Annotated in this window: 21 protein-coding genes and 1 pseudogene; 15 read left to right on the plus strand and 7 right to left on the minus strand. The window is 56.8% G+C overall.

Annotation, left to right across the window (positions count from 1 at the left end; genetic code table 11):
• Positions 1 to 215: 215 nt before the first annotated feature.
• From P1X16_RS20580 to P1X16_RS20610, 7 genes and pseudogenes are all read left to right on the plus strand, one after another.
• Positions 216 to 1,544, plus strand: a pseudogene (locus tag P1X16_RS20580) (substrate-binding domain-containing protein); the annotation flags it as partial.
• Positions 1,545 to 1,565: 21 nt separating this feature from the next.
• Complete coding sequence (locus P1X16_RS31335) at positions 1,566 to 2,918, plus strand: ATP-binding protein (protein ID WP_346771259.1); 1,353 nt, start codon at positions 1,566 to 1,568, stop codon at positions 2,916 to 2,918.
• A gap of 671 nt (positions 2,919 to 3,589) precedes the next feature.
• Complete coding sequence (locus tag P1X16_RS20590) at positions 3,590 to 3,865, plus strand: hypothetical protein (RefSeq protein WP_277233164.1); 276 nt, start codon at positions 3,590 to 3,592, stop codon at positions 3,863 to 3,865.
• Positions 3,866 to 4,086: 221 nt separating this feature from the next.
• Positions 4,087 to 5,163, plus strand: coding sequence for a proline iminopeptidase-family hydrolase (locus P1X16_RS20595; RefSeq protein WP_277233167.1), 1,077 nt, complete (start codon positions 4,087 to 4,089; stop codon positions 5,161 to 5,163).
• 55 nt (positions 5,164 to 5,218) lie between these two features.
• Positions 5,219 to 5,512, plus strand: a complete 294-nt coding sequence (locus P1X16_RS20600; RefSeq protein WP_277233170.1) for a cupin domain-containing protein — start codon at positions 5,219 to 5,221, stop codon at positions 5,510 to 5,512.
• Positions 5,513 to 5,518: 6 nt separating this feature from the next.
• Entirely contained in the window at positions 5,519 to 5,791 is a 273-nt protein-coding gene (locus tag P1X16_RS20605; protein WP_277233172.1) for a hypothetical protein, read from the plus strand.
• Between the two features lie 26 nt (positions 5,792 to 5,817).
• Positions 5,818 to 5,991, plus strand: a complete 174-nt coding sequence (locus tag P1X16_RS20610) for a hypothetical protein (protein ID WP_277233174.1) — start codon at positions 5,818 to 5,820, stop codon at positions 5,989 to 5,991.
• A gap of 206 nt (positions 5,992 to 6,197) precedes the next feature.
• On the opposite strand, the gene P1X16_RS20615 is transcribed toward P1X16_RS20610, so the two are convergent.
• Together P1X16_RS20615 and P1X16_RS20620 are read right to left on the minus strand one after the other, a co-directional pair.
• Positions 6,198 to 9,212 (minus strand): SBBP repeat-containing protein, encoded by a 3,015-nt coding sequence (locus P1X16_RS20615; RefSeq protein WP_277233176.1) that lies wholly within the window; start codon positions 9,210 to 9,212, stop codon positions 6,198 to 6,200.
• A 794-nt stretch (positions 9,213 to 10,006) separates the two neighbouring features.
• Positions 10,007 to 10,975, minus strand: coding sequence for a family 43 glycosylhydrolase (locus tag P1X16_RS20620; protein ID WP_277233179.1), 969 nt, complete (start codon positions 10,973 to 10,975; stop codon positions 10,007 to 10,009).
• 480 nt (positions 10,976 to 11,455) lie between these two features.
• Here P1X16_RS20620 and P1X16_RS20625 point away from each other — a divergent pair, with 480 nt between their 5' ends.
• Positions 11,456 to 12,553 (plus strand): acyltransferase, encoded by a 1,098-nt coding sequence (locus P1X16_RS20625; protein WP_277233182.1) that lies wholly within the window; start codon positions 11,456 to 11,458, stop codon positions 12,551 to 12,553.
• A gap of 474 nt (positions 12,554 to 13,027) precedes the next feature.
• Here P1X16_RS20625 and P1X16_RS20630 read toward each other — a convergent pair whose 3' ends face one another.
• The 5 genes from P1X16_RS20630 to P1X16_RS20650 all read right to left on the minus strand — a co-directional run bounded on the left by P1X16_RS20630 (position 13,028) and on the right by P1X16_RS20650 (position 17,013).
• Positions 13,028 to 13,228: a hypothetical protein gene (locus P1X16_RS20630; protein WP_277233184.1), complete on the minus strand. Its 201-nt coding sequence runs from the start codon at positions 13,226 to 13,228 to the stop codon at positions 13,028 to 13,030.
• A 1,512-nt stretch (positions 13,229 to 14,740) separates the two neighbouring features.
• Positions 14,741 to 15,148: a VOC family protein gene (locus P1X16_RS20635; protein WP_277233186.1), complete on the minus strand. Its 408-nt coding sequence runs from the start codon at positions 15,146 to 15,148 to the stop codon at positions 14,741 to 14,743.
• A gap of 57 nt (positions 15,149 to 15,205) precedes the next feature.
• The gene (locus P1X16_RS20640; protein ID WP_277233189.1) at positions 15,206 to 15,775 is read right to left on the minus strand and encodes a Crp/Fnr family transcriptional regulator; all 570 of its coding nucleotides are present in this window, start codon (positions 15,773 to 15,775) and stop codon (positions 15,206 to 15,208) included.
• Positions 15,776 to 16,043: 268 nt separating this feature from the next.
• The gene (locus tag P1X16_RS20645; RefSeq protein ID WP_277233191.1) at positions 16,044 to 16,523 is read right to left on the minus strand and encodes a DinB family protein; all 480 of its coding nucleotides are present in this window, start codon (positions 16,521 to 16,523) and stop codon (positions 16,044 to 16,046) included.
• 121 nt (positions 16,524 to 16,644) lie between these two features.
• Positions 16,645 to 17,013 carry a nuclear transport factor 2 family protein gene (locus P1X16_RS20650; protein WP_277233193.1) on the minus strand — a complete coding sequence of 123 codons (369 nt, stop codon included), beginning with the start codon at positions 17,011 to 17,013 and terminating at the stop codon, positions 16,645 to 16,647.
• Between the two features lie 645 nt (positions 17,014 to 17,658).
• Here P1X16_RS20650 and P1X16_RS20655 point away from each other — a divergent pair.
• From P1X16_RS20655 to P1X16_RS20685, 7 genes are all read left to right on the plus strand, one after another.
• Positions 17,659 to 18,306 carry a YceI family protein gene (locus P1X16_RS20655; protein WP_277233195.1) on the plus strand — a complete coding sequence of 216 codons (648 nt, stop codon included), beginning with the start codon at positions 17,659 to 17,661 and terminating at the stop codon, positions 18,304 to 18,306.
• 285 nt (positions 18,307 to 18,591) lie between these two features.
• A complete protein-coding gene (locus P1X16_RS20660; RefSeq protein WP_277233198.1) occupies positions 18,592 to 19,116 on the plus strand; it encodes a cupin domain-containing protein in 525 nt (174 codons plus the stop codon).
• Between the two features lie 255 nt (positions 19,117 to 19,371).
• The gene (locus P1X16_RS20665) at positions 19,372 to 20,142 is read left to right on the plus strand and encodes an SDR family NAD(P)-dependent oxidoreductase (protein ID WP_277233202.1); all 771 of its coding nucleotides are present in this window, start codon (positions 19,372 to 19,374) and stop codon (positions 20,140 to 20,142) included.
• Positions 20,143 to 20,811: 669 nt separating this feature from the next.
• Entirely contained in the window at positions 20,812 to 21,570 is a 759-nt protein-coding gene (locus P1X16_RS20670; RefSeq protein ID WP_277233204.1) for an SDR family oxidoreductase, read from the plus strand.
• Positions 21,571 to 21,877: 307 nt separating this feature from the next.
• Positions 21,878 to 22,432, plus strand: a complete 555-nt coding sequence (locus tag P1X16_RS20675) for a nuclear transport factor 2 family protein (RefSeq protein WP_277233207.1) — start codon at positions 21,878 to 21,880, stop codon at positions 22,430 to 22,432.
• A gap of 485 nt (positions 22,433 to 22,917) precedes the next feature.
• Complete coding sequence (locus tag P1X16_RS20680) at positions 22,918 to 23,196, plus strand: hypothetical protein (RefSeq protein WP_277233209.1); 279 nt, start codon at positions 22,918 to 22,920, stop codon at positions 23,194 to 23,196.
• A gap of 156 nt (positions 23,197 to 23,352) precedes the next feature.
• The gene (locus P1X16_RS20685; RefSeq protein WP_277233212.1) at positions 23,353 to 24,066 is read left to right on the plus strand and encodes a hypothetical protein; all 714 of its coding nucleotides are present in this window, start codon (positions 23,353 to 23,355) and stop codon (positions 24,064 to 24,066) included.
• Positions 24,067 to 24,259: the final 193 nt, after the last annotated feature.

The following is a 24,259-nucleotide window of genomic DNA, read 5'->3' on the forward strand; positions in this document are numbered from 1 at the left end:
AGTAGCTGATTATTCTCTCTATTTTATATTACATATCTTTGATAAACACTGTCATCGTTTCAGGCTTAGGAGGATAATGCAAGGGCTTGACTGAGAATATTCTAAACAGATTACTATGGTGCCTGGCACCTCTCATCCTACTAAGTGCCTGTAGTGGGCCAACCAAACCCCGTACTTACCGCATTGGCTTCTAGCAGTGCAGCACGGACGGCACTTGGCGGCAGGCCGTCACGGCGGGCATGGATCGGGAGCTGAGCTTCCACCCCGAGCTGCAGCTGCGCATGACGGACGCACGCAGCAGTAGCCAGCTACAGCAGCAGCAAATTCGAGAGCTGCTGCGCGAGAACATTGACCTGCTCATTGTCTCGCCGCAGGAAGCAAGCACCCTGACCCCGGTCGTGGCGGAGGCCTACCAGCGCGGCATCCCGGTGGTGCTGCTCGACCGGCGGATTGCCTCAACCCAATACACCGCTTTTGTGGGAGGCGACAACTTGCAAACTGGCAAAACCGCCGCCCGCTACGCCGCCCGCTTGCTTAAAGAGCGCGGCAGTTTGCTGGAGATTCTCGGCACGGCCGAGTCGCCGGCTACTAAAAACCGGCACCTAGGCTTCAGCCAAGGCTTGGCCGAGTTTCCCAACCTGCACCTGGTAGCCACGGTGAATGGCAACTGGAGCCGAACGGCGGTGCAACCGCCCCTCACGGCGGCCCTGAAAGCGCATCCCGAGGTGTCGCTCATTTTTGCGCACAACGACGCCATGGGCCGGGGGGCCGCCGCCGTGCTGCAGCAAATGGGCCGCACCCGGCAAGTGCGCATCATTGGTGTCGACGGGCTGGACCCGGTACTAATCCAGCGGGGCGAGCTGACGGCTTCGCTGCTGTACCCGACCGCGGGCGAAGATGCTATTCGCTTGGCAGCTAGGATTCTAACCAAGCAGCCCTTCAAGCGGGAAAATGTCTTAGCTACACTAGTCGTCGACTCGACCAACGCGGCTACAATACGGCAGCAGACCGATAAAACGGTCAGACAGCAGCGCGATATCGAGCGGCAGCAGGGCATCATGCAGCAGCTACAGGACGCCTACACCGCGCAGCACCGGGCCGTGTTCGGGTTGCTGGCCTCGCTGGTGGTGGCGCTTGCCCTAGGGGCCTTGGCGTGGCATTCAGCCCGCAAGAACCGGCAGATAAACCGGCAGCTGGCCCTGCAAAACGCGGAAAACGATAAAATCAACAAGGAGCTGACCAGCCGCAACGAGGAGAACGACCGCATCAACCGCGAGCTGGCCAGCCAGAACGAGGAAATTATGATGCAGCGCAATCAGCTGGAGGCCCTGGCCCAGCAAGCGCGCGCCGATATGGAAGCGAAGCTGCGGTTTTTCACCAACCTTTCGCACGAGCTGCGCACCCCGCTCACCCTGCTGATGGGGCCGGTAGAAGAGCTGCTTACCAGCGGCTCCACGCTGACCAAGGACCAACGGCAGGATTTGACGTTGATGCGCCGCAACACCCGGCGGCTGCTCCAGTTGGTCAATCAGCTCCTGGATTTTCGAAAAATTGAAGTGGGCAAAATGGCCGTGCGGGCCACCCGGGGCGACTTGGTGGCCTTCGTGCGCGAGATTGTGGAAGTGTTCGAGAAGCCGGCGCAGCTGCGCGGCATCGAGCTGCAACTGCTGAGCCCCGAGCCCGAGTTGCTGGCTTCCTTCGATACCAATCTGCTCGACAAGGTGTTCTTCAACTTGCTTGCCAACGCGGTGAAGTTCACGCCCGACCGGGGCACGATTACCATCAGCCTGCAACCTGCCGACGAGGGGCGGTCCGTGCAGGTTAGCATCGCCGATACGGGGCGCGGCATCTCGGAGCAGGACCGGGCGCACATTTTTGAGTGGTTTTACCAGGGCGACCAAAGCGGGCTAGGAACCGAAACCAAGGGCTCCGGCATTGGCCTGGCGCTGGCCCATGGGCTGGTGCGCCTGCACCAGGGCGAGCTCACCTTCAGTAGTTTGGCGGGGCGGGGTAGCACATTCACCGTAACGCTGCCGCGCGAGTTGCCGGTCGAGCTGCTGGCCACTGATGCCGGGGAGGAGCCGGCGGCCGGCTGGCTCGAGGAGCCGGAAGGCATGCTGCACGACTTGGCGCCCGAGGCCGAGGTAGCAGCCAACGCCGACAGCGAAACGTTGGTGCTCGTGATTGAAGACAATCCGGAGGTTAATGGCTTTTTGACGCGCAAGCTGAACACCGATTTTCAGGTGCAGAGCGCTACTGATGGTCACACCGGCTTCCGCTTGGCCACCGACCTGGTGCCGGACCTCATTGTGTGCGATGTGATGATGCCGGGCCTCAGCGGCTTGGAAGTTGTCACGAAGCTGCGGGCCGACTGGCGCACCTCGCACATCCCGGTGGTGCTGCTCACGGCCCGCGGGGCGGCCGAGCAGCAGGTGGAAGGCGTGCAAGCCGGCGCCGACCTCTACCTGACCAAGCCCTTCAATCCCGCGCTGCTGCTCGAAAGCGTGCGCACTCTGCTGGCCAACCGTGCCCGCCAGCGCGCGCATTTCCGCCGCGAGTTTCGCTTGGACGAAGCCGCGCTGACGCCCGACCAGCAGTTCGTGGCCAACCTCACGGCCACCGTAGAGGCGCACTTGAGCGACACCAACCTGAGCGTGGAGGACGTGGCCCGCCACTTGAACCTAACGCGCATGCAGCTCTACCGCAAAGTGAAAGCGGTGCTAGGCATGGGCGTCACGGAGTTCATTCAGGGCCTGCGCCTGACCAAGGCCGGCGAGCTGTTGCGCGACGAGTCCCGCACCATCACCGACGTGGCCTACGAGCTAGGCTATTCGACGCCGTCTTACTTTTCCAGCAGCTTCCGGGCCCGCTATCAAGTCTCGCCCTCCGAGTATCGGGCGCAGTACGCACCCCACTAAAACTATTGTAACAGTGGTGTTTGAAAATTGAAACCGAGCCCTACGCAGGCTCGGTTTTTTTATTCACAAATACTTGATTGTCAATACAAAATCAAAAAATCATGCAATGAACACGTTTTGTCGAAAATCAGACAAAGCAGCGGCCTAGCTGCGCAGACTTTTGCACTGTTCAGGCTTGCCACGAGGCGCCTGGCAGCGGCGCAGTAGTGGCCGCCATCACCTAGCCACAAGCAGGCTGGCGGCACCGTGCTGCTAGCCTGTAACACCCGCCGCACCTAGGTTTTTCCACCCCTGCTCACGGCACAGCCTGTCACCAACACCCCCCCAGAGGGGGTAGGCGAAACGTCTGGAGGTCTCTGTTCTAACCACAACACCCCTGACTCCATGCTAACGAAGCAACATACGTCTGCCGACCCACCAAGCCGCCTTCCGCCGAGCGCTTAGCGAGTACGTTACGAACGCGCTCAACTCGGCCGGCAACGTCATGGCCCAAGCCTACACCGAGCTTGACAAACCCGACGTGTTTTGGCTGATGGAGCGGTGGCGCAACCAAGCGCAGCGGGAGGACCACCAAAAAAGCAGCCCAGCCACCGCCGTGGCTGGCCGGGCTGGACCGCCTCTGGTTTACACCAACACGCTACGGGGGGCAAGAACGGCTGCCCATCTACCGGGTGCGCACCCTGGTCGGCATCGTGCCCCCGCTCAATTCGCACCTGAGTTTGGTGCTCAACACCGAGCCCTTCGTGTACCGCGCTGATGCCTGGCTGCAGGAGGTCCGCTCGCAAGCCGGCTTGCAATTCGCCTCTAGGTCGGGTATCACGGCGCAGGCGCTCTACTGGAACTGGTGGGCAGGCTATGAGCCGCGGCGCGTGCGCTGGCAGCATACGGTGCTGCTCACGGCCACCTTTCACCTTAACAAAATGCCAGTGCACGAACATCGCCAGTAATTGGCTACAGCTTGAGTTACAAGCTAAGAAAGCCTTACTAGTTCGAGCACCTGGTAAGCTCAACGCCTTTTCGGAGCACTCCCAAGAGCTGACGTGCTCCTGTGGTAGCCCGCTAACCCCTTGTGCCACGGGGGCTTTCTACTCTCAACTATCTGCCAAGTAGTTGGAGTCTCGAATTTACTTTCCACTGACCAGTTAGGCTGGTCGTAAATTCATTTCTGTTGAAGCCACTTACTCTCCTGCGCTCCGTCGGCGCAGTACTCGGCGCCGCGAGCATACTCGCGGCTTGCCAAGCCAACTCCTCTACTACTCCAGGCACTGCGGCCACTACCAGCGGCTATTTCACATCCCGTAGCACGGGCGTGCAAACGGGCGGCGTGCAGGTTGTTCCCATCACCACACCCAAGGGCACGTTCAACGTCTGGACCAAGCGCTTCGGCAACAACCCACGCCTCAAGGTGCTGCTACTCAACGGCGGCCCCGGCGCCACGCACGAGTACTTCGAGTGCCTGGAAAGCTTTCTGCCCCAAGAGGGTATCGAGTTCATCTACTACGACCAGCTCGGCTGCGGCAACTCCGACAACCCCAAGGACACCGCTATGTGGAGCCTGCCGCGCTACGTAGAGGAAGTCGAGCAGGTGCGCAAAGCCTTGAACCTGAACAAGGATAACTTCTACCTGCTCGGGCACTCCTGGGGTGGCATTCTAGCGGCCGAATACGCCTTCAAGTACCAGCGAAACCTGAAAGGTCTCGTCATCTCGAATATGATGATGAGCGGCCCGGCCTACGGCAAGTACGCCAACGAAGTGCTGGCCAAGCAGATGAAGCCCGAAGTACTAACTGAAATCCGGCAGCTAGAAGCCAAAAAGGATTTTGGAAATCCGCGCTACATGGAGTTGCTGCTGCCTAATTTTTACCAGGAGCATATCTGCCGCATTCCCCTGGCCAAGTGGCCTGAGCCGCTGAACCGTTCTCTGGGAAAAATCAATCAGTCGCTCTACGTGACCATGCAGGGGCCTAGTGAATTTGGGCTAGCCGGCAAATTGACGCATTGGGACCGTACCCGCGACCTAGCTCAGCTCACCGTGCCGGTGCTCACTATCGGTGGCAAGTACGACACCATGGACCCCGAGCATATGGCCTGGATTGCCACGCAGGTTCAGCAAGGCACTTCGCTTATATGCCCCAACGGCAGCCACATGAGCCTCTACGACGACCAGCAAACCTACATGGCCGGCCTAATCAAGTACCTGAAAGCAGTGGACAACGGCTCATTCCAGTCCGGCACCAAATTGTAGTCCTCTCTCCTACTGGCGGCTGCTCCCCCTCTTCTCTTTTCCCTTTATCAGCTTAGTGAAGCGTGCTATTTTCAATCCAGTTCAGCAGGACACGCTCACCTTTGTGCGAACAACGGCCGAGACGGCCGGGCAACTTAGCGAGCTGGAAATCACCCTACTACCCGGCGGCGGTAACGCCTTGCACTACCACACCACCTACACCGAAACCTTTACTGCCATCACTGGAACGCTAGGGCTCGAACTTGACAAGAAACGCAAGTTCTTATTGGCTCCCGGCGAATCCTACATGGTCAAGCTCGGGGAGGCACACCGTTTTTTCAACCCCGGCGATACGCCTATCACCTTTTAAAACCTTGTGCTACCAGGGCACGAGGGATTTGAAAACACCTTACGCATTCTCTATGGCCTAGCCGTCGACGGCCTCTACAACGACAAGGGTTTGCCAAAAAGCCTTGTTCATCTGGCCGTGTGCGCTATCATGAGCGACACGCGCCTACCAGGGCTGGGGAACCTACTCACGCCCGTGTTTCAATTGCTAGCTGTTTTCGCCCGTCGGCAGGGCATCGAGGCGCAATTGCTGAACCGGTATTGCCACTGCGCCCAAGTTCTTCCCGTTGGCCATAGTTGAAAGGTTGATTTAAAAGTTAGTTGACCTTGGCGCAGCGGCAAGCCACCATCATTGCTCTGCTTACCACCACACTGCTGGTCAAGGACTTATACTGCATCCAGCGCCTACCCATTACCGGCATACTCGACAAGCTCCTCACGATGAAAAAAATGCGTTCAATCCTCGACCACTATTTTCCTTCGGCGCAAGGCAGAGCCTAGCCAGCACTCATCAACTGCTAGCCGCTCACGGGCGGCGGTACTTTACGCTTAACCGATAAGGGAAGGTTGCTCGGCAAGAAATGTGACTGGAGAGGCCCGCCTTACGCGCCGAGTTCAAAACGAGTAACTATCAGTTCGTAGATAAGCCAACAAAAAAGCGTCTTCTGCTAAGACAGAAGACGCTTTACCACGGAGTTACTATTGGCTTACGGGTTTACCACCACGCGAATTGATTCGTATTGTCCGCCTACCGAAAGCTGACAGTGATACACTCCCGCAGCCAACGAACGCGAGTTAAGTGGCAACTCGTACAATTTTTGCGGCTGCACCACGCCCTCGTAGAGCGTGGCAACGAGTTGGCCGAGTTGATTGTACACGCGCACTTGCGCGGAACCACCGCGAACCGGGCGGAACCGAAGGGTGGCCCGGTCAGTGACCGGATTCGGAAACACGGCCAACTCCGCTGCCACGCTGCCGCGCGGGGTCTGGGTGGCCATCACCGAAGTCGGACTGTATTTGACGGTGGCATAGTCCAAGCCCGTTCCAAGGCCCGGCGAGCCACCCGTTACGTACACGTTGCGGGCCGCATCGACCACCACCTTTGTGGCTTGATCGTAACTATTAGCGGGTCCATTATAGCGCGCTTCCCATACCCGCTGGCCCGTAGGCGAATACTGCAGCGTCGTGTAGTCCGCATTAGTTTCACGGCCCGTCGAGATGCCCGTAACTATCACATTGCCCGCCACATCGACAGCCAAGCTAGTGGCTGCATTATAACTTAACTCCGGCCTAGTATACAAATCAAACCACAGTGGCTGTCCTCCTGCTGCAGAGTATTTGAGCGTCAAGTATTGGGAGCTAGTTACCACAAATAAACCTGTCACGAATACATTGCCTATCGCGTCCATCCCAATGTCGCTAGAGCGGAACTGCATATCCGACGAATTCCCAAAAAAGGCTTGCCAGAGTGTCTCTCCCGCTGGCGAATACTTGAGCGTGACGATTCCGGCGCTGTTAATACCCACCACGTTCACGCCGGTTACTGCCACGTTGCCCGCCGCATCCACGGCCAAGCCCCGTGCCTCTACATCGCGAATTAGGTCGTAAGTGACCACCCAGAGTTGTTGACCGGTAGTGGAGAATTTAAGCGTGGCTATGTCCGACGTGTTGCCGTTGATGACGCTGCCCGTCACGTAGACGTTGCCGGCCGCATCCACGGCCATATCCGCCACCCCAGACCCACTGCGGAAGCCCGTGCCGCGGTAGCGCGCTTCCCACACCCGCTGGCCTGTACTGCCTGCGTACTTGAGAACGACGTACTGGCTGCTATTAAGATCCGGGGGCGAGCCGGCCACATATACCTCACCCGCCGCATCTACGCCCACAAAGGCCCGGCCCGCCAGCGCGAAACTGGCTTGCCAGCGGAGCTGACCGTTGCGGCCGTCGTACTTGGTGGTCCGCCCACTCCCGGTTACAACGACGTCGCCCGTGGCATCAACTGCCAGTGCAGTGCCCCCGGGCGCCGACCAGAGCAGCTGCCCGCTGGGCGCATACTTGAGCGTGCGAGAACCGGTGACATACACGTTGCCGCTGGCGTCCACGGCCAAGTCCGTGGCCTGCTCATCGGCGGCGGGTCCGTTGTAGCGGGCGCTCCAGCGCGACTGCCCGCTCGCCCCGGCGTATACCAGGGTAGCGTAATCGGTCTGACCCTCGCTGTCGGCGGCGTACCCGGTAACGATGACGTTGCCCGCCGCGTCCACAGCCAGGGCCGCGGCGGCCTGATCCCCAACGGCGGCATTGGGCGAGCGGCTCGCCCACAGGGCTTGGCCGCTGGCGGCCGCGTACTTGAGCGTGGTGTATTCGCTGCGGCCGTCTCTGGTGTAGGAGCGGCCCGTTACGTAGGCGTTGCCTTGGCTGTCCACGGCCACGTCCCGTGCTTCCTCGAAGCCATTGGCCGGCCCGTTGTAGCGCGCGCTCCAAAGCGTTTGCCCGCTTAGCGCGGCATACTTGAACGTGACGTAATCCCAGTTTTCGGCGCCGGCATCGGCATACCCCGTTACCAGCACGTTGCCGGCCGCGTCCAGGGTTAGGGCCGTGGCCTCGTCGTAGCCGTCGCCCGGGCCGTTGTAGCGGCTTGTCCACTGCACTTCTCCTAGGGGCGAGTAGCGCAGGGTCGCGTAGTCGTAGCTGCGCGCCGTCTCACTCGTGCCGGTCACTGCCACGTTGCCGGCCGCATCAACGGCTAGATCCCGCGCCAGCTCATAGCCGTTGGCGGGACCATTGTAGCGCCTCTCCCATTGCAGCTGCCCACTCGACGTGTACTTGAGCGTAGCATAGTCACTCTGGCCGTTCGCATACGAGGAGCCCGTTACGTACACGTTGCCGATTTCATCCACGGCTGCGGCCGCGGGCAGCTCATCTCCCCCCGCAACCATGCCACCGTAGCGCGCCTCCCAGCGGATTTGGCCATTGCTGCCGTCGTAGACCAGGGTGCTGTAGTCGTAGCCGTTTTGCGCGTTCTGGTAGGCGGTACCCGTTACCACGACTTGGCCCTGGGCGCCCAGGGCCAGAGTCGCGGCCAGGGCGTCGCTGCTAACCGGGCCGTCGTAGCGCGTGGCCCAGAGTTGCTGCCCGCTAACCGAATACTTGAGCGTGGCGTAATCGTAACTGCCGTCTAGCCCCCGGGAAGAACCGGTCACGTACACATTACCGGTTGCGTCCACGGCCACTGTGGTTGGGACGTCATCACCGGTAGAGGTGCCAGTGTAGCGGGCCTCCCAGGCAAGTTGACCAGTGGCCGTGTACTTGACCGTAACGTAATCGTAGCCGCTGTTGCCGAGCGAATAGCCCGTTACATACGCGTTGCCCGCCGCGTCGAGTACGACGTCCACCGCCGCGTCGAAGCTTGCGTTGTAGCGAGCAACCCACGCTTCCTGCACGGGGCCGGAGGTGCTGGCCGGGCGCGCGGCGCTAGTAGCGGACTGCCTGGGGTGGGCGGGCAAGGGGCGCGCTGGCCCCGCCGGGATACTACGACTGGCCGTTGCCCCACTCAGCGCGGGTAGGTCGTGCACTACAGGCCGCGCCCCGGCCGGCAGCAGCATCTGAGGTGGCAAAAGCGGGAGGGTGCGCGGCTGCGGGGAATTGGTTTGAGCCGTAGCCGACGGGAGTTGCAGCAACCCGGTGGCTACCAAGGAGAATACTAGCGTAAACGTTTGTTTCATAGGTACCTGGAAGAGAACAGATAAGGTAACAGAGCCTATTGGCTTATAAACCGACCGGGGGAGCAGCAATACTTGCCATTTGCTGTTTCCCTCCCCTCCTGTCGGCAGCCCGAATTTATCAGTAAGAAGCAATAAAAAACTGAAATACTTCTATTATCAATTTGTTGTATTGCCGTCGCGCTTCCTTGCCAGTGTGCGCTGATCTTACCTGGGTTTTAAAATTCTCTGCGCAAGAGCTTCAACTTTTTCTGGTTGGTCTTTTGCGCAGAAGTACTCGGCTTATTCGCAACGGCAACGTACTTCCTCGGCATCATTGCTTACTTCTCCCGGCCATTTCCTTTGCGGCCCCCTGCCACTGCGCAGCCGATACTATTATTACTCTGACGCTGGGATGGCCCGTTTGCCGGACCAGTAAGGCGTAGGCTCGCGCCGTGCAGCATTCAAAGGAAAGTGCTGAAAATCGCACGTTGCTATGTAACGAAGTGTTCGACGCCTGCCCTTGCACGAAGCGCACGGTAAGCACCTTGCCAACAGGGTAACCTCCCAACGGCGAAACCCCAACCGTTGGCTCGGTCGGGGTTTCAAGAAGTAAGTCGGCAAGCCCCTGTACTTTCCAGCCATAAAAGGGCGAGCACGAGCGCAACGTATTGCCGTATTGGCAGCATCGAGTGATTCAGGATTTCTCTGGAGTTGCATAAGACGGCGCTAGCGGGGGCAATTCGGGCGGTACGCGCCCACGGGCTCGGATAGCCGGAAAGAAAGTGGCGGTTAGGGCTTAGGCGCAGGTTAGTTGCTCAGGGAACTAGGTAAGGGCGGCCACGTTTCCACTGCACTTCTACCCGCGACAGGTACCAGGTCCGGCCCTGATCGTTGTTGCCTTGGTAGAAGAGGTAGGTGCGGCCGCTAACGGGGTCCTCGAAGATGGCCGGGTGACCCGACTCGCTGCTGTTCCAGCTTCCGGCCGGGCCGTTGGGCAGCAACGGCTGCGTGGCTAGTCGCTGCCAGCGCAGCCCGTCGCGGCTGCGCGCTACGCCGATTTGTTGCGGCTCGTTGTTATAGGCCCCGGCGTAAAACAGGTATAAGTACTTGCCCCGCCGCACACACGAAGCGCCTTCCACGCAGTTCTTCTCCCAGGGCAAGCTCGGCACCAAGATGGGCCCCTGACCTTGCTGCTGCCAGGCGCTTTGGCCAAAGCTGGTCGTGAGCGGGGCCGTGGCCGCGCCCTGTAACTGCACTTTGTAACTCGGGTCGCGGGTGGCATAGTACAACCAGTACTGGTCTTTAAAGGCAACCACTTCGGCATCGATGGCGCGGCCCACGGTCCAGGCGCCGGTGGGGCGAAAGATGGGGTTGGACGCATCACGGCGAAAGTGCACGCCGTCGGTTGAGACGGCGTGACAGAGCGCATCTTTGGGGCCGTTGCCGTAGGTTTGATAGAACAGATGCACCGTGTCGCCGCGCACCAGGGCCCCCGGAGCGCACAGCCCTTTTTGCTCGTAGGAAGCGGCGGGCGTGAGTTCGCCCACCTTTTGCCAATGAATCAGGTCGGTGGAAGCTGCGATGCCAATGCCCCAGCCGGTAGTCTGGTTTTCGGGAATGGAATAGTAGAGCAGGTACTGATTGTGGAAGCGCACCACGCACGGGTTTTTGGCCACGGGCCGCCCTAGCCGGGAGGAATCGCTGAAATACATGGCTGGCCGGGGCTGGGCGTGACCCGCGGAAGCAAGGGCCAGGAAAAGCAAGACAAGCTGCAGAATACGCATGGCAGGGAACAGGTGGGTGAAAGAGCGAATGGGCTGGCCTAATCCAAGGAGAAAACAACGCGCCGGTTCGAGCGGCAGTTGTTCGCAGCAGGCGCCCCTCAGAAGCGAATGTTACCTGAAATCGGTGGATTGGTTTTCCCTTTTCGAATGATCAATCTGCTACCGAACGGCGCTAAGACGTACTGATCAGGTGAATTGCCAAGGAGTAGATGCTGGCGATGGGCCACCGAAACTGAACCATTTACTTTCTCGGTCTCTCCTCCCGATGGTGAAGAAACAAAATCTCGCCGGCATGCTCATCACTGAGCTTCTAATGGCGGCTCGATTTTCCTTTTGGAAGTGCTTGCTAAAACGATTTACCTTATCTTAATTATTGGCTTTTTTCGGGTCTCCCCCCGTGAAGGGGTGTCTAGGTTCTGCCCCGTAGCCTTATTCCTACCTCTTCTAGTCCGGCACTTCTGTTTCTCCTCCTCAAACGCCATGCTTCAGACAACCCCCACGGCTCTGGCTACGCAGACCACTCCTTATTTTGATGTCTTGGATGGCTTGCGCGGCATTGCGGCCATTGCGGTGGTGCTCTTCCACTTCATGGAATTCGCCGTTCCCGATTACGCGGATAATTTTATTGCCCATGCCTATTTAGCGGTCGACTTCTTTTTCTGCCTTTCCGGCTTTGTCATTGCCAGTGCGTACGACACGCGCTTGGCGAAAATAGGGATCCGCTCTTTTCTGCAGCGCCGTTTAATTCGCCTCCATCCCCTAGTGCTCATTGGTTCCGTGCTCGGGTGGCTGAGTTTTCGGTTCGACCCCTTTAGCGACTTGTATAGAGCGTACGCCGATAAAAGCTTCCTGCTCTTTTTGACTTCGTGTTTGCTGATTCCGTACCCGCTCGTGCCCGAACGCTACTTCAATCTCTTTCACTTGAATCCGCCTACCTGGTCTTTGTTCTGGGAGTATGTGGCCAATCTGGTGTACGCGCTCGTCTTGGTGCGGGTGCGCCTGCCCCTACTCGCCTTCTTAACGGGGCTGGCGGCCATCGCCCTCTGCTACGAGGCCCGCACGGCCACTTTCCTTGGGGTGGGCTTTGGTGGGGATACGTTCGGGGCCGGCGCGATTCGCATGAGCTACTCCTTTCTGATTGGAATCGGGATTTACCGGGCCCGGTGGATACACTACTCCCGCCTTGGGTTTCCAGTGATGGGGCTGCTGCTGGCTGCGGCCTTCGTTTTGCCTTTCTCCAAGCAAGTGAACTGGCTTACGGATTCGGTGGTCGTGCTTTTCTATTTTCCTTTTCTGGTCGGGCTGGGCGCCGGGGCGCAGCTTACGACGCGCTATGCCTTGCTTTGCCGCTTTCTAGGAAAACTCTCGTATCCGCTCTATATGGTGCACTACCCCTTCTTATGGGTGTTTCTGAGCTACGTAGAAAAATACAAACCTTCTCTGAGTACGTTCGCCTTCCTCATTCCAATCGGTATGTTCTGCTTGCTGCTGCTGGCCTATGGCACACTCGTGCTGGTGGACAGTCCGCTGCGGGCCTACTTGAGCAGCAAACTAAGGAGTGGAAAGCCGCTCGAATAAAGGGATTTGGGGGAGGTTAGCTACCTGTAGCCCGAATAGGGTCTTGATATTTTGCTTGCTTTCGTCTATGTTCAACCGCAACCTCATTTTATTGAAAACCAGCCTATTGGGCCTGACGAAGGCACGCTTTAGTAGGTAGCTTTTTCGTTGTAGAGCTAGCCCCAGGTATTTGGCCGGCGCATAGCTGAGCATTTCCGTTACGACGGCCGCGTTAGCGCCTGATGAATAGCCACGGCAGTGGGCAAATTAGCTAAGAAGGGCCCAGGCGTCGGAGTCAATTGATACTCGGGCCGACCAATCGGGCTCATGCCGACTTACTAGAAAATCAGCGTGAGGTTTTGCGGCCGAGCTAGATCAAGCCAACCAACAGCGAAAAACGCTGCAACTAAGCGGCTCGGTTGCGAAAGTGTCACCACCGCTTTCTTGCGCCACCGTCGCCGACGCGCTGGGGCTTTTGATTATTTGATAAGCACCCTAGCGGTGCTGCTGATCGTAATAGTCATTATCGTAATAACGATTACGCTGGTAACGAATTTTTGATTTAGAAGTAATGCCCCCCAGCCAACCAAGAGCTGCAAGAAGCAAACCCCAGTTGGCAAGATATTGGCCCCAGGTAGGAGCCCAAGAGCTATGCAGGAAGAAGAATAAAGCACCGAGGACAAGGAATGTACGCATAAGAGTAATAGTTAGTATGCTTCACAATATAGAACAAGCTATGCCCTTGCTACGCAAACAGCTTGCCTTTTTGTTGCAGTTTCTACAACATTATTGCACGGCATTTGGCAGATAAACAAGCAGATAGTTTCAAAGTGCAGTATTGAGGAAGTAGAAAACTTCCTTGTTAGCGATAGTGCCAGCCATCTACGCGCCACCAGTTACTGACTGCGCTACAACACCCAACGGTACACGTTGAGTAGGCTAGTCTGGTATTGCTATCGTCAGGATGGCCTTGATTTCGGCATCGCTGCCTTCTTGACCCTTTACATGATAGCTGCAAGCCTACCTGCTGCTCGGCCTACTCTCGTCACTTTTCTCAACCCCACGAGCGCGGCCTTCACCGTACACGGCCCACTCGGCACCCCCGTACTATTTACTCAACCACCTCGGCCACATGGTGCGTACTGGCCAGGTTTCGCCCCAACTGCTGGACGTACATACGTTGCCGGTTGGCCTATACTGGCTGCGCGACCTGACGAGTGGCCGTATCACGAAGCTGGTGAAAGAATAAGAGGGCAGCTTGCTCTTTACCACTAGTCTAGACATGTCCTAGTAAGTCAGCAACGCCATACTTTTGAGAGCGTTGATTTCATGGACGACACATTTGGACGAGCATATGCTTGGAACTCGATAATTAGACGGGTAGCCATAAGCTATTTTTCCTTCCCATATAACGCTCGAATAGTGGGGCGGACAAGACACCGAGCGCGCTGCACTAACAGCTGGCCTCCTCTCATCCCGGGCACTTCCCTGCTTTGCTCGGGCGCCTAGCCGGCCCATGGTCGTGTCAGAACGCAAAATAGCCCTTTGTCTAAGACACCCTCACGCGCACGCTCCTTTAAGATGGTCGTTTCTATTTAGTAACGATCACCGGCGGCAAGTTACTAGTGCCGGTCGCGGCCGGGCAGATGCGCGAAGATACGTTCCAAGGGCAGCAAGTAGAAGGCTGCGATAAAGGCCAGCGCCACTTCTTGACGGTCTCGCTTAATAACCATATCGACAATGACATCGAGTGGAGGAGAGGGGCTATGATTCTTTGGCCAACACGCTGAGCTATCGGTGAGAAAGTGAGCTGATTCCGAGCCGCAAGCAGCACAAACGGGTGGTAACGCTGCTCGATTCGGATCGCTATAGGGAAATATAGTACGACCAGCACTGTGGGCAGACGGTGAAGCGTCGCGGGTTGCGCTACAGCCGCGTCAACCAAAGAACAAATGGGCCGACCAGGTAGCCGCTGATTCTTAATTAGCTTGCGCACGGGCAGGGAGCCAAGTGAAAAGATGCTACAAGCAGCCGGACCTATAACCGGATAAGTAGCCCCGTAATCAAGTGCTTAAGGCGGCGGCACTAAAACAAGTTACTAAAGCGAGCGCACCGGTCCCTTCCCTTGTCGGGTAGCTCCCCAGCCTCAACGCTAGTGTTGATGGACTCATCGATTCACGCGATTAGTCACCTGCGTGCAAGCGGGGTTTAAGCACCATCGTTATCTAGAACTGCCAGTGCGGCTAGGCCTTCCTGGTATAGTCCGATAACCCATCCGCCAGGCAGTTGCAGGTGACAATAGCGTAAACCTGAGCATACCTCCTCGGGCCCCGCAACTACGTGCAGCCCAGCCACCTGGGCCTGTTCTACCGCCAGCTTCAGGTTGGCAACCGGAAAGCTCGCTACTAGGGGGCTGTGCTCAAATAAGTGGGGCGGGTAGCAGGCGCCGGGGCCGTAGAGTTCGAGCAGGCTGCCACTGGGCAGCTGGCAAGCGGCTAGGCCGGGCTCCTCATGCACTCTCTGTGCCCCAAGGACTGTCGTTACGAAGGCTTGAAGGCAGTCCAGGTCAGGACGGCTTCCGTGAAAGGCTAGCTTGTAGGGTATGGAATGAGGCATGGCTAAAAAGTGAGGGTAGGGCCGCCGCTGCCAGTAGTAGACTCCTATGGTAGCAGACTACATTTTTCGCCGAACGCGGCTCAGCGTTTCCGTTGTCATGCCCAGGTAAGAAGCGACCATATGCTGGGGAATACGCAGGGCGAAAGCAGGATATTTTTGCAGAAAATCACGGTATTTTTCCTCGGCTGAGTAGCTGATGGCCGCGTGAATCCGACTTTGCGAAGTCAAAAAGCTGTTTTGCAGAATCGTGTTGACCACTTCATTGAGCGTGGGTATGCCGTGCAGGAGCTGGTTGAAGTCTTCGTGCTTAATGAGCAGCACCGTTGCGTCCTCCACCGCGTCGATGTTATAGGTGGAGGGCTGGCCGGAGGTCAGGCTCTGGCGGTCGCCAATCCACCAGTTCTCCACGGCGAAGTTGAGGATGTGCTCGGCTCCTTTGGCGTCAAGGGTATAGGTACGCAAGCACCCACTGGTCACAAACGCATGGTAAGCCCAAACTTCGCCAGCGCGTAGTAGAAACTGGCGCTTGGGCAGGCTTTTGAGGACGCTTACGGCCTGGATTTGCTGGATTTCGGCACGGGTAAAAGTTGCCTTACTACCTAGATACTCTTCAAATGCAGCAAACATAGATTCGGAATTGAAACGGGAATGGCGCAAAGTAACGCCTTCTATCACCGTAGTTCCAGGTTTATTTAGCCGCCTGAGTTACCTCTCCATCCACCAAGCCGTACAGTGTTTGCCCCTTTCCCTAGTGTTTAGTCAGGTGTCGCCGGTGTGGCCGGTCGGCGTTTGTACCTAGCGAAAGATGAAAGCCCACGGCGACTCCCTACCAGTCGCTTTACCTGCAGAGGGGAGCTAACGCGGGCGCGGCAAAAATGCTTTGGCCGGGGTTGCGTTAGCGCTTCACTAAAACCAGCTGACCACCGTGGTGAAATAAGTGGCCGGTGCGGCTCAGCAACAGGTTGAGCTTGTTGCGGTGCGGCTCGCGGGCAAAGTCCTCGTCGCTGACATAGGCATGCTTCGTAAGCCAATCGGCCACGGTCAAGGTGGCGAAGCCCGCCCCGAGCTCGGCGTTGACTTGTTGCCAAGCTCCCAGCAACTCCTGGTAGGCGGGATACGTCGAGCCATTTTGCTGCGGCGCCAAAAACAGGCTGTCCCACTCCGGGTGCAGCCGTTCGCCTAAACTCAACCCTTCCAGCAGCTTATCGTGCACGGCTACCAAGTGGCCCAGCAGGTAGCCGACGGTATTACGGTCCGGGGCCACTGGTAGCTGGGCAGCCTCGGCCCCCAGGGTAGTAAATACGGCACTGGTTTGCTGCACTTTGCCTTCGAATTGATTTACAACCAAGTCGACAATCGTTTTTTCGTGGTTCATGAGTAAGGTAGCCGTAAGAAGCTACTAATTAGATTTATACCTGATTGTTAGAATCGTCGATTAACACAATCGTTCTTTCTATATTTTTAAGGCTAACTGCTAGTGCGTTTGCCGCCGGCTATCAGGTAAACTTCGGATTAACAAACACATACAAGGCGGCGATTTGACCCTCTCGCTCGATGATGACATCGAGGCCGGTATAGGCGGGGGCCTCTTTACTCGGGCCCGAACCCCACGCCAGGATGCCGCCGTTGTGCAGCGCCTGTGCTTCGCCGTGGGGGGTATAGGCGAAGTGCGGATGGGTAGCGCGCAACTCGCCGGCGAATTGGTCGAGCGCCTCCCGGCCCACGAAGATGCCCGGGGGGACGTAGAGAACGCAGTCTTCCGTATAGAGCTCGGCAATGGCTGCCCGACGGCGAGTGGCATCGCCCTCGCCGAAGACCTCCTGCAGGTTGCGATAAAGCAGGTCGTTGATGGGGTCAGTTGGCATGGTGATGGTTTATAGGTGAGGAATTAAATTATTAAGTAAGCCAGACCAGGGTATCGACAGGTGTCGACAGGTGTCCGTGAAGCGTTGGTAGCGGGCCCGAATTGGCGAGCCTTACTGAAAGCACAAAGGTTCAGCCCGGGGCCGTGCCGAACCTTTGACATTTATCAAAAAATAAAAGGGTTTAGCTAGGCAGCGCTGCCCGCGCCCTACAGAGGTGGTCTGGGCTAGACGGACAGAGGCAGCACGTATAGTTCCGGAGCTACGCCCCCCCAAAACAGTAAATCCACGCCAGCGAAACGGCTCAGCTACGACGTTGCTTTCCAAGCTGAGCTGCTGCGCTTGGCCTCGCCATGCTTACTACCGGCCTTCTGCTCTTTACGCGTCCCCCGCTTCGCCGCGTGCAGGCCGCAGTGTTGCCCAAGAGAACTTTCGTAGCCGGGGCTAGCGCTGCCATACCGGCCTGTACTAAGCAAGACGTGGGGGCGCACTTACCGGAATTTAACTTCTACCTCACGCGCCCCAGGGAGCACGTTTTTTGACAAATATCAAAGGAGCGAGAGGGAGTGGGGCGAGACCTTTGTAGAGGTAGATGAGGCTAGCCAATCGGCTGCTTTCTCGCTCGCAAATTCTCCACCCCTTTTTTCAATGAAAAAGCCCCTATTTTCCCTGCTGTTTGCTACTACGCTGCTAGTAGTTCCCACTTACGCCATAGTTTCCGGCGCACCTTTTCCTCGTTCGGCTGCTTCCAAAGCGGCTACGCCTTATAAGCTGCAGCCCCAGCTAAGCACCCTCGGCTGGGAGGCCAAAGCCGTCACCCACGGCCACAACGGCACGGCGCAATTCAGCGCTGGCGAGCTGCTAGTAACTGATACGCAGCTAGTGGGCGGCACCGTGACGGTGGACATGAAAACAATTAAAGCCACCGATATCACCGATGCGGAAACGTATGGCAAGTTCATGGGTCACCTCACGTCCGACGACTTTTTCGCCACGGCCAAGCATACGACGGCCAGCTTCAACATCACGCGTGTGACGCCCATCAAAGGCGCCGCGGCCACGGCCAACAATGCCACCATTACGGGCGAGTTGACCATCAAAGGCATTACCAAGCCGCTGAGCTTCCCGGCCAAAGTAGGCGTGAAAAACGGCGTGGTCGCCGCTACGGGTACAGCCACCGTCAATCGCACGCAGTACGATATCAAGTACGGCTCGAAGTCCTTCTTTGATAACATCGGCGACAAAGCCATCTACGACGATTTTACGCTTAGCTTCAACGTGATAGCGAAGCAGTAAGCGCTCAGTAGCCCCACGCGACTTACCGAATGCCTAGGGCAATTTCTAGAATTGTCTTAGCGAGAGCGTCCCACCGCCAGGACAACTGCGCCCATACCGGCTATAGCACCAACCTCACTCCTTCACGCAAAAAGGAAAAGCTGCGATGGTCCGCACAAGAAATGCGGTGTGCACCAGTGTCCCGGCAGGGCAAACTCGAGGCTGCTACCCTGCTCCAGCCTACGCGCTTGGCTTTAAACGCTACTTTTTTCTCTTTCCCCAACTTGTTTTTTGCTGCTTACTATCATGAGCAATTCCTTGCAGATTCCACCCACTGAGGGCGTACGCAAAGTAGGTCGCGGCGCCGGCGAACATTTCGAGATAGCCAATTCCCACTTTACCTGGAAAGCGAAGACCGCTGATACGGGGTATGATTTTGCCATTTACGAGCTGCCGCTGGAGCCCACCAAGGGGGTGCCGCTGCATGCGCATCCCTACGCGGAAGTATTCTACATCCTGGAAGGTCAAGTGGATTTTATGCGCCTAGTGCAGGGCCAACTGGAGTGGGTGAGTTGCACGTCGGGCGATATGCTTATCGTGCCGCCAAATGCTTTCCACGGCTTTGCCAATCGGACCAAACACCCGGCCCGGCTGCTGAGTACAGCCAATGGACTGCATCAGGCTTATTTCGAAGAGGCTGCCCGCACGGTAGTGGCGTCAGACCCCCTGCCGACTGGCGAGCCGGATATGAACGAGCTCATGCGCGCCCTGAGTTTGGCCCCCAAATACAACCTGTTTTTCGCGCCACCAGCAACTGAAACGTCTGCGTAGTCAGCTCGCAACTGCTTTAGCAATAACTAGTGCGGCTCGGCTTTGTCTCTTATTTCCACTAAGCATCAGTTGTATGAGCAAGTAGGGTCGCTGAAGAAGCGGTAGACCTAGTTGATTCATCCCGGCAGTAAGTCTGCTTTTATCATGGTGGCTATCTCTCGTTCGGGAATAGGTCTCTCTATCCGCTGGCCGTTAGCCGAAGGGTGCTAGGGACCAGCAGATAGAGAAAATTAGGCTTGTACAAATAAAAATCTCATGGACTTTACGAATAAAACCGTGCTTCTCACTGGGGGAGGCACCGGGATTGGCTTGGCCTTGGCGCAGCTACTCGTTAAGCAGCGCAATCGGGTAATTATCATCGGCCGCCGGCTGGACAAACTACAGGAAGCCCAACGGCTAGTGCCTGCTTTACAAATAATTCAGTGCGACGTAGCCCAGCCAGAAGCCATCGACGCGCTGTTTACTGCCCTGCACTCGCAAGGCATCGTGCTCGATGCACTGGTCAATAATGCGGCCGTGCTGGAAATGTGGGACATCCTGAAGCAGACTATCCCATCGACCGAAATTTTCAACCGCCTGAGCATCAACCTGGCAGGCCCTATTTGCCTGACACAATGCTTCCTCCGGCAGGCTGACTTGAAACGAAAAAACTACATAATCAACGTCACGACCGAAGCCGCCATCATGCCGGTGCCCATTTTGCCGCTGTATTCCGCGTCCAAAAAAGGATTGAGTGTGTTCACGCAGAGCCTGCGGGTGCAACTCAAAAACCAGCCATTTGTAGTGATGGAGGTGATGCCACCGCCCGTGGAAAGCCCCATGACAACGCAAGACTTGCGCAACTCGGGCCCCTTAGTGCTGGCCGCCGATTTTGCCGCGGGGCTAGTGAAAGAAATAGAGGCCGGCAAACACTACTATGCCCCCGGCGCCAACGCCTGGCAGTTACGCCTAATTCGCCGCCTAGCCCCCAACAGGGGCCTGCACTTGGTGGATAAGCTTAGCCGCCAGCAGCTGCACGCGGTGTAGCCACGCGCGCCTCGCCTGGCATAATGCGGCACGCAAAGGCCCTGCCTTACAAAACGAGGCGGCCACGGTGTGCAGCCTTTTATTCGACTTAAGGCCGGTCAGTAAGCGGATTAACTACGGCCCGCCTTTGCACTTTTTAGGGCCTGACATTTCCTACTATGCTGCGCCCCCTAGATGCAGCAGTCCGCGCCAGCACGCTTCTTAAGTCCTGCCAGTTTACGCCGGCTACTAGTCCAACTTAGTCTATCGAGATAAGCCAGCGCGCGTACTTCACGCCTCCACGGTGAACTTACAGACGGACTGCGTCCAACTCATTCCGATAACAATTCCCAATGACAAGTTCAACGTCTGGACCAGGCGTATCAGCAATAACCTGAAAAGGAAGGTGTTGCTGCCCAGCGGTGGACCGGGGCCCTTGCACGAATATGTTGCAGATAGGCAAGGCTATCTGCCGCAAGAGCGGTAGACTTTAAATAGTCAGTAACATAAGTGTATTCAGCGGGTATTTGTCGGCCAGTTTTTTTGACAAATATCAAAGGAGCGAGAGGGAGTGGGGCGAGACCTTTGTAGAGGTAGATGAGGCTAGCTAAACGGCTGCTTCCTCGCTCCCTGAGCCGGCGAAACCCGCCACCCTGATTTACCCGTCAAACCCATTTTTCGCTCTTTGTTATGAGTAACAACCAGAAATTAGCCGGTAAAGTAGCCCTGATTACGGGCGGTACCACGGGCATTGGCTTGGGCGCCGCCCAGCGCTTTGTGGCCGAAGGCGCCTATGTCTTCATCACCGGCCGTCGGCAAGCCGAACTGGATGCCGCCGTGCAGCAGCTCGGCACCAACGTTCGAGGCATCCGCAGCGACGTGACCAGTCAAGCCGATCTTGACCAGCTTTTTGCCACCATCCAGGCCGAAAAGGGCCACTTGGATGTCCTGTTCACGAACGCGGGGGGCGGCGAGTTTAGCGCCATAGGCGGCATCACGGAAATGCACTTCGACAACACCTTCAACCTGAACGTGAAAGCTACGCTGTTTACGGTGCAGAAGGCCCTGCCCTTGCTGCGCGATGGCGCCTCAATTATCCTAATGTCGTCCACGGCCGGGTCGCAGGGGGGCGCCAATTTCAGCGTGTATAGTGCCTCCAAGGCTGCCGTGCGCTCCTTTGCGCGCACCTGGACGGCTGACTTAAAAGACCGCAAAATCCGGGTGAATGCTATCAGCCCCGGCCCCATTGACACCCCCGGCCTGAGCGGCCTCGCCGCCGATGCCGCTCAGGCCGAGCAAATCAAGAACTACTTGGCCAGCACCGTGCCCCTGGGTCGCCTGGGCACACCGGATGAAATCGGGAAGGCCCTGGTGTTCCTGGCTTCCGACGACAGCAGCTTTGTCACTGGTACGGAGCTGTTTGTAGATGGGGGTGCTGCACAGGTGTAACGCGGCTGTTTCCGGCCGAGCTGCCCTAGTTACCGGTGGCGTGCGAGGACGTGGGCACCGACATCAGCTGCGAACTTGCGGCGCTCGGTGCCCACGTAAGCGGGGAGTTCGGGACGAGCGAAAAGCGAAAGAGGCCGCTGCTGGATTGCGTGATCCGAATCCTGCTGCCTAGAGGTTGCAACTCGACGTCACGAGACACAAAGACCGGCAAGCCTCCTGGTTGTCGGTCGCCCAAGCACAGGCAGGTTGGACACCTCGGCTAACAGCGCCGGCACGCTAGGAAAGCCTAGTATCTATTAGCAACTACATGAAACGTTCCGACTTCCTTCGAAAAGGGTTAGTGCTGGGCATAGCGGCCCTAGCACCTTATGCATTTAGAATCAACAAAACCGCTGCCCAACCCATTGACCTAAACAAGAGCAACACCATGAGCGCTACCAACACTGCAAAAGAATTACTACTGGGGTATTTGGAAAACATCCATGACCCAAGTAAGGCAATTGAATTATTTGCTGATGATGCCACGATTGAGCTACCCTACCTCGCTAGCTTAGGGTTGCCTTGGCAATGGCAGGGCAAAGAAACTATCCATAAGTTTTTGGTGAATCTGCCGAAAACTTTTCCTGGATTTGGATTCAGTAATATCAGCATACATATCGATACCCCCGACCAAGCATTTGGAGAGTATGATGCCCATTGTAAAGTGGCATCCACTGGCCGTGCTTACAATCAGACGTACATGGGGCGTCTGGTAGCGGAGAATGGAAAAATCAAGTTGCTGCGTGAGGCACTAGATATGGCCCAAGTAGCAAAAAGCATGTTCCCGAACGGCGTAGCTGATTTAGGGGAGAAAAAGGATTAAGTGGAATAAATCAGGAGCTCTAATTATAGTATAATAGGTTAAAAGAAGGTCAACATAACCAAGGTTGTCCTGAAATAAGTAAACCACTTGCTACCGCTAGCTTAATGCAGGACGGACGGATTAATTTAGTGGTCCTGAACAAGTTGGTTTTGGATGAGCTGGACCAGAAGGACACCATGGAGTTGCCGCATTGCACTGTTGCCAGTTGACATGCGCCTGCTATTTCGATAGCCAACCTACTGGCGTATCAATTACCCTCAATAAGGGGCCCTTATCACAGCTCTAAGCTTGCTCAGGCATCATACAGAGCAAATTTGGAAACTGTTCCGGGCTCTTACTTGCGCAACAGGCAGCCTACGGTGAACGCAGTCGTAAAAAAGCTCCCAACCGAAATGGGACTTCTCATACTAAAAACCGATTTCTTTGCTGTTCGCCCCCATTCCCACGGTTGTCTTACCTTGCGAAACGTCCACCCCTCGTTCGTAATGCCGCTGTTTCCCCTTTCCGCATCTGGCCAAGAAGTGCTGCACGTCCATGGCGCCATGCTCCTGCTCTTGGGCGCAATCTATGGGGGTAGTTGGCTGTTGCAGAGTGTAATGCTCTCCTTCCTCTTGGTTGCCGTGGCCCTACTTTGGGGCTTGTTGGACCTTATGCTCATGGGGCGCGCGCTGGCCATTGGCCAGCTACGGCTAGCCCTGGTATACGGCATTTTGACCTTGGGTATTGCTTATGGGGATTGGTGGCTCTTACAGCAGTTTCAGTAACGCTATGTGTGCCGTTCCAAAAAGCTCCCTATTTCGAACACTTTTCGCCCCCGGCCTTACGCCTTCGAAAACGCAGTTTTCCGGGGTAGTTTTCGATAGGTAATTCGAACACCTGCTTTTACCTTGTTCTGGTAAACACAATTCGACTTGTCGGACATGATGATGATCCACAAAGTATGGGGGCTTGGACTGCTTTGCATTTCGCCGCTTTACCTGCGTGCCCAGTCCACTTTTCCGGAGGGGCAGATTCGCTACCAAGCCGATACCGTGCGCCGACTCGAACCGCACCCGGCTGCCTATATCGCTACCCAACTCGTGGTGTATCGCAAAGCTGGGGCTACGCGCTTGGAAGTATGGCGGGTAAATCGACATAATGCCGCCGATACACAAAAAGAGATTCAGGTGCGCAACCTGGCCGGCACCTACACGTGGGTTGACTACTCGGATCGCACCCGGGCGGCCCAAGGCAACTTCGTCCTCTTTGTCAGTTATCAAGAAGAACAGCAGCTGCAACAGGCCCCGGCGCTGGCCCGGTCGAGAGGCGGGTATCAGGCGGCGAATGTGCTGCAGCAGCTGCACTGGTTGGGCTTGCCAGCGGAACGAATCGCGCTAGCCGAAAGTCCCCACAATGGATCGGAGGTCGTGGTGACGAAGGCGATTGACTTATCCTTGGAGGCCTTCTTTCCGGCTTTTCATTCGCTACCAGGTACCGCCTTGCAGTTTACGTATGGCGAAAGAGGCTGGCTGACCCACTACACCGCGAAGGCCCTCACGGCCCAACCCGTGGCTGATGCGCTTTTTACTGTAGATCCGCGCTTACAAGTGACCAGCCTAGCCGAAATAGGAAAGCTACTTTCTAATTTTGAGTAGGCCTTCAGTAAAGTATAAACTGCTCAATTAAAACCCTTTGTGATAAGGGTAGAGATTCTTGGTTTTATCACTCAACGTAATGCGACATATCGGATAGGGGGTGAAGCATCATATTATGTTTCTAGGCGTCTTTTAGAACAAGACACATGAACAGGTGGGAATGGACGGGCCATCTCCCACTCGGTGTGCTCTG

Source organism: Hymenobacter sp. YC55 (assembly GCF_029433095.1).
GTDB lineage: Bacteria > Bacteroidota > Bacteroidia > Cytophagales > Hymenobacteraceae > Hymenobacter.

Bases quoted from the DNA above. Each gene is read 5' to 3' on its own strand.
- P1X16_RS31335 (WP_346771259.1), top strand. From the start codon at position 1,566: ATGGCCGTGCGGGCCACCCGGGGCGACTTGGTGGCCTTCGTGCGCGAG.
- P1X16_RS20615 (WP_277233176.1), bottom strand. From the start codon at position 9,212: ATGAAACAAACGTTTACGCTAGTATTCTCCTTGGTAGCCACCGGGTTG.
- P1X16_RS20620 (WP_277233179.1), bottom strand. From the start codon at position 10,975: ATGCGTATTCTGCAGCTTGTCTTGCTTTTCCTGGCCCTTGCTTCCGCG.
- P1X16_RS20625 (WP_277233182.1), top strand. From the start codon at position 11,456: ATGCTTCAGACAACCCCCACGGCTCTGGCTACGCAGACCACTCCTTAT.
- P1X16_RS20630 (WP_277233184.1), bottom strand. From the start codon at position 13,228: ATGCGTACATTCCTTGTCCTCGGTGCTTTATTCTTCTTCCTGCATAGC.
- P1X16_RS20635 (WP_277233186.1), bottom strand. From the start codon at position 15,148: ATGCCTCATTCCATACCCTACAAGCTAGCCTTTCACGGAAGCCGTCCT.
- P1X16_RS20640 (WP_277233189.1), bottom strand. From the start codon at position 15,775: ATGTTTGCTGCATTTGAAGAGTATCTAGGTAGTAAGGCAACTTTTACC.
- P1X16_RS20645 (WP_277233191.1), bottom strand. From the start codon at position 16,523: ATGAACCACGAAAAAACGATTGTCGACTTGGTTGTAAATCAATTCGAA.
- P1X16_RS20650 (WP_277233193.1), bottom strand. From the start codon at position 17,013: ATGCCAACTGACCCCATCAACGACCTGCTTTATCGCAACCTGCAGGAG.
- P1X16_RS20655 (WP_277233195.1), top strand. From the start codon at position 17,659: ATGAAAAAGCCCCTATTTTCCCTGCTGTTTGCTACTACGCTGCTAGTA.
- P1X16_RS20660 (WP_277233198.1), top strand. From the start codon at position 18,592: ATGAGCAATTCCTTGCAGATTCCACCCACTGAGGGCGTACGCAAAGTA.
- P1X16_RS20665 (WP_277233202.1), top strand. From the start codon at position 19,372: ATGGACTTTACGAATAAAACCGTGCTTCTCACTGGGGGAGGCACCGGG.
- P1X16_RS20670 (WP_277233204.1), top strand. From the start codon at position 20,812: ATGAGTAACAACCAGAAATTAGCCGGTAAAGTAGCCCTGATTACGGGC.
- P1X16_RS20675 (WP_277233207.1), top strand. From the start codon at position 21,878: ATGAAACGTTCCGACTTCCTTCGAAAAGGGTTAGTGCTGGGCATAGCG.
- P1X16_RS20680 (WP_277233209.1), top strand. From the start codon at position 22,918: ATGCCGCTGTTTCCCCTTTCCGCATCTGGCCAAGAAGTGCTGCACGTC.
- P1X16_RS20685 (WP_277233212.1), top strand. From the start codon at position 23,353: ATGATGATGATCCACAAAGTATGGGGGCTTGGACTGCTTTGCATTTCG.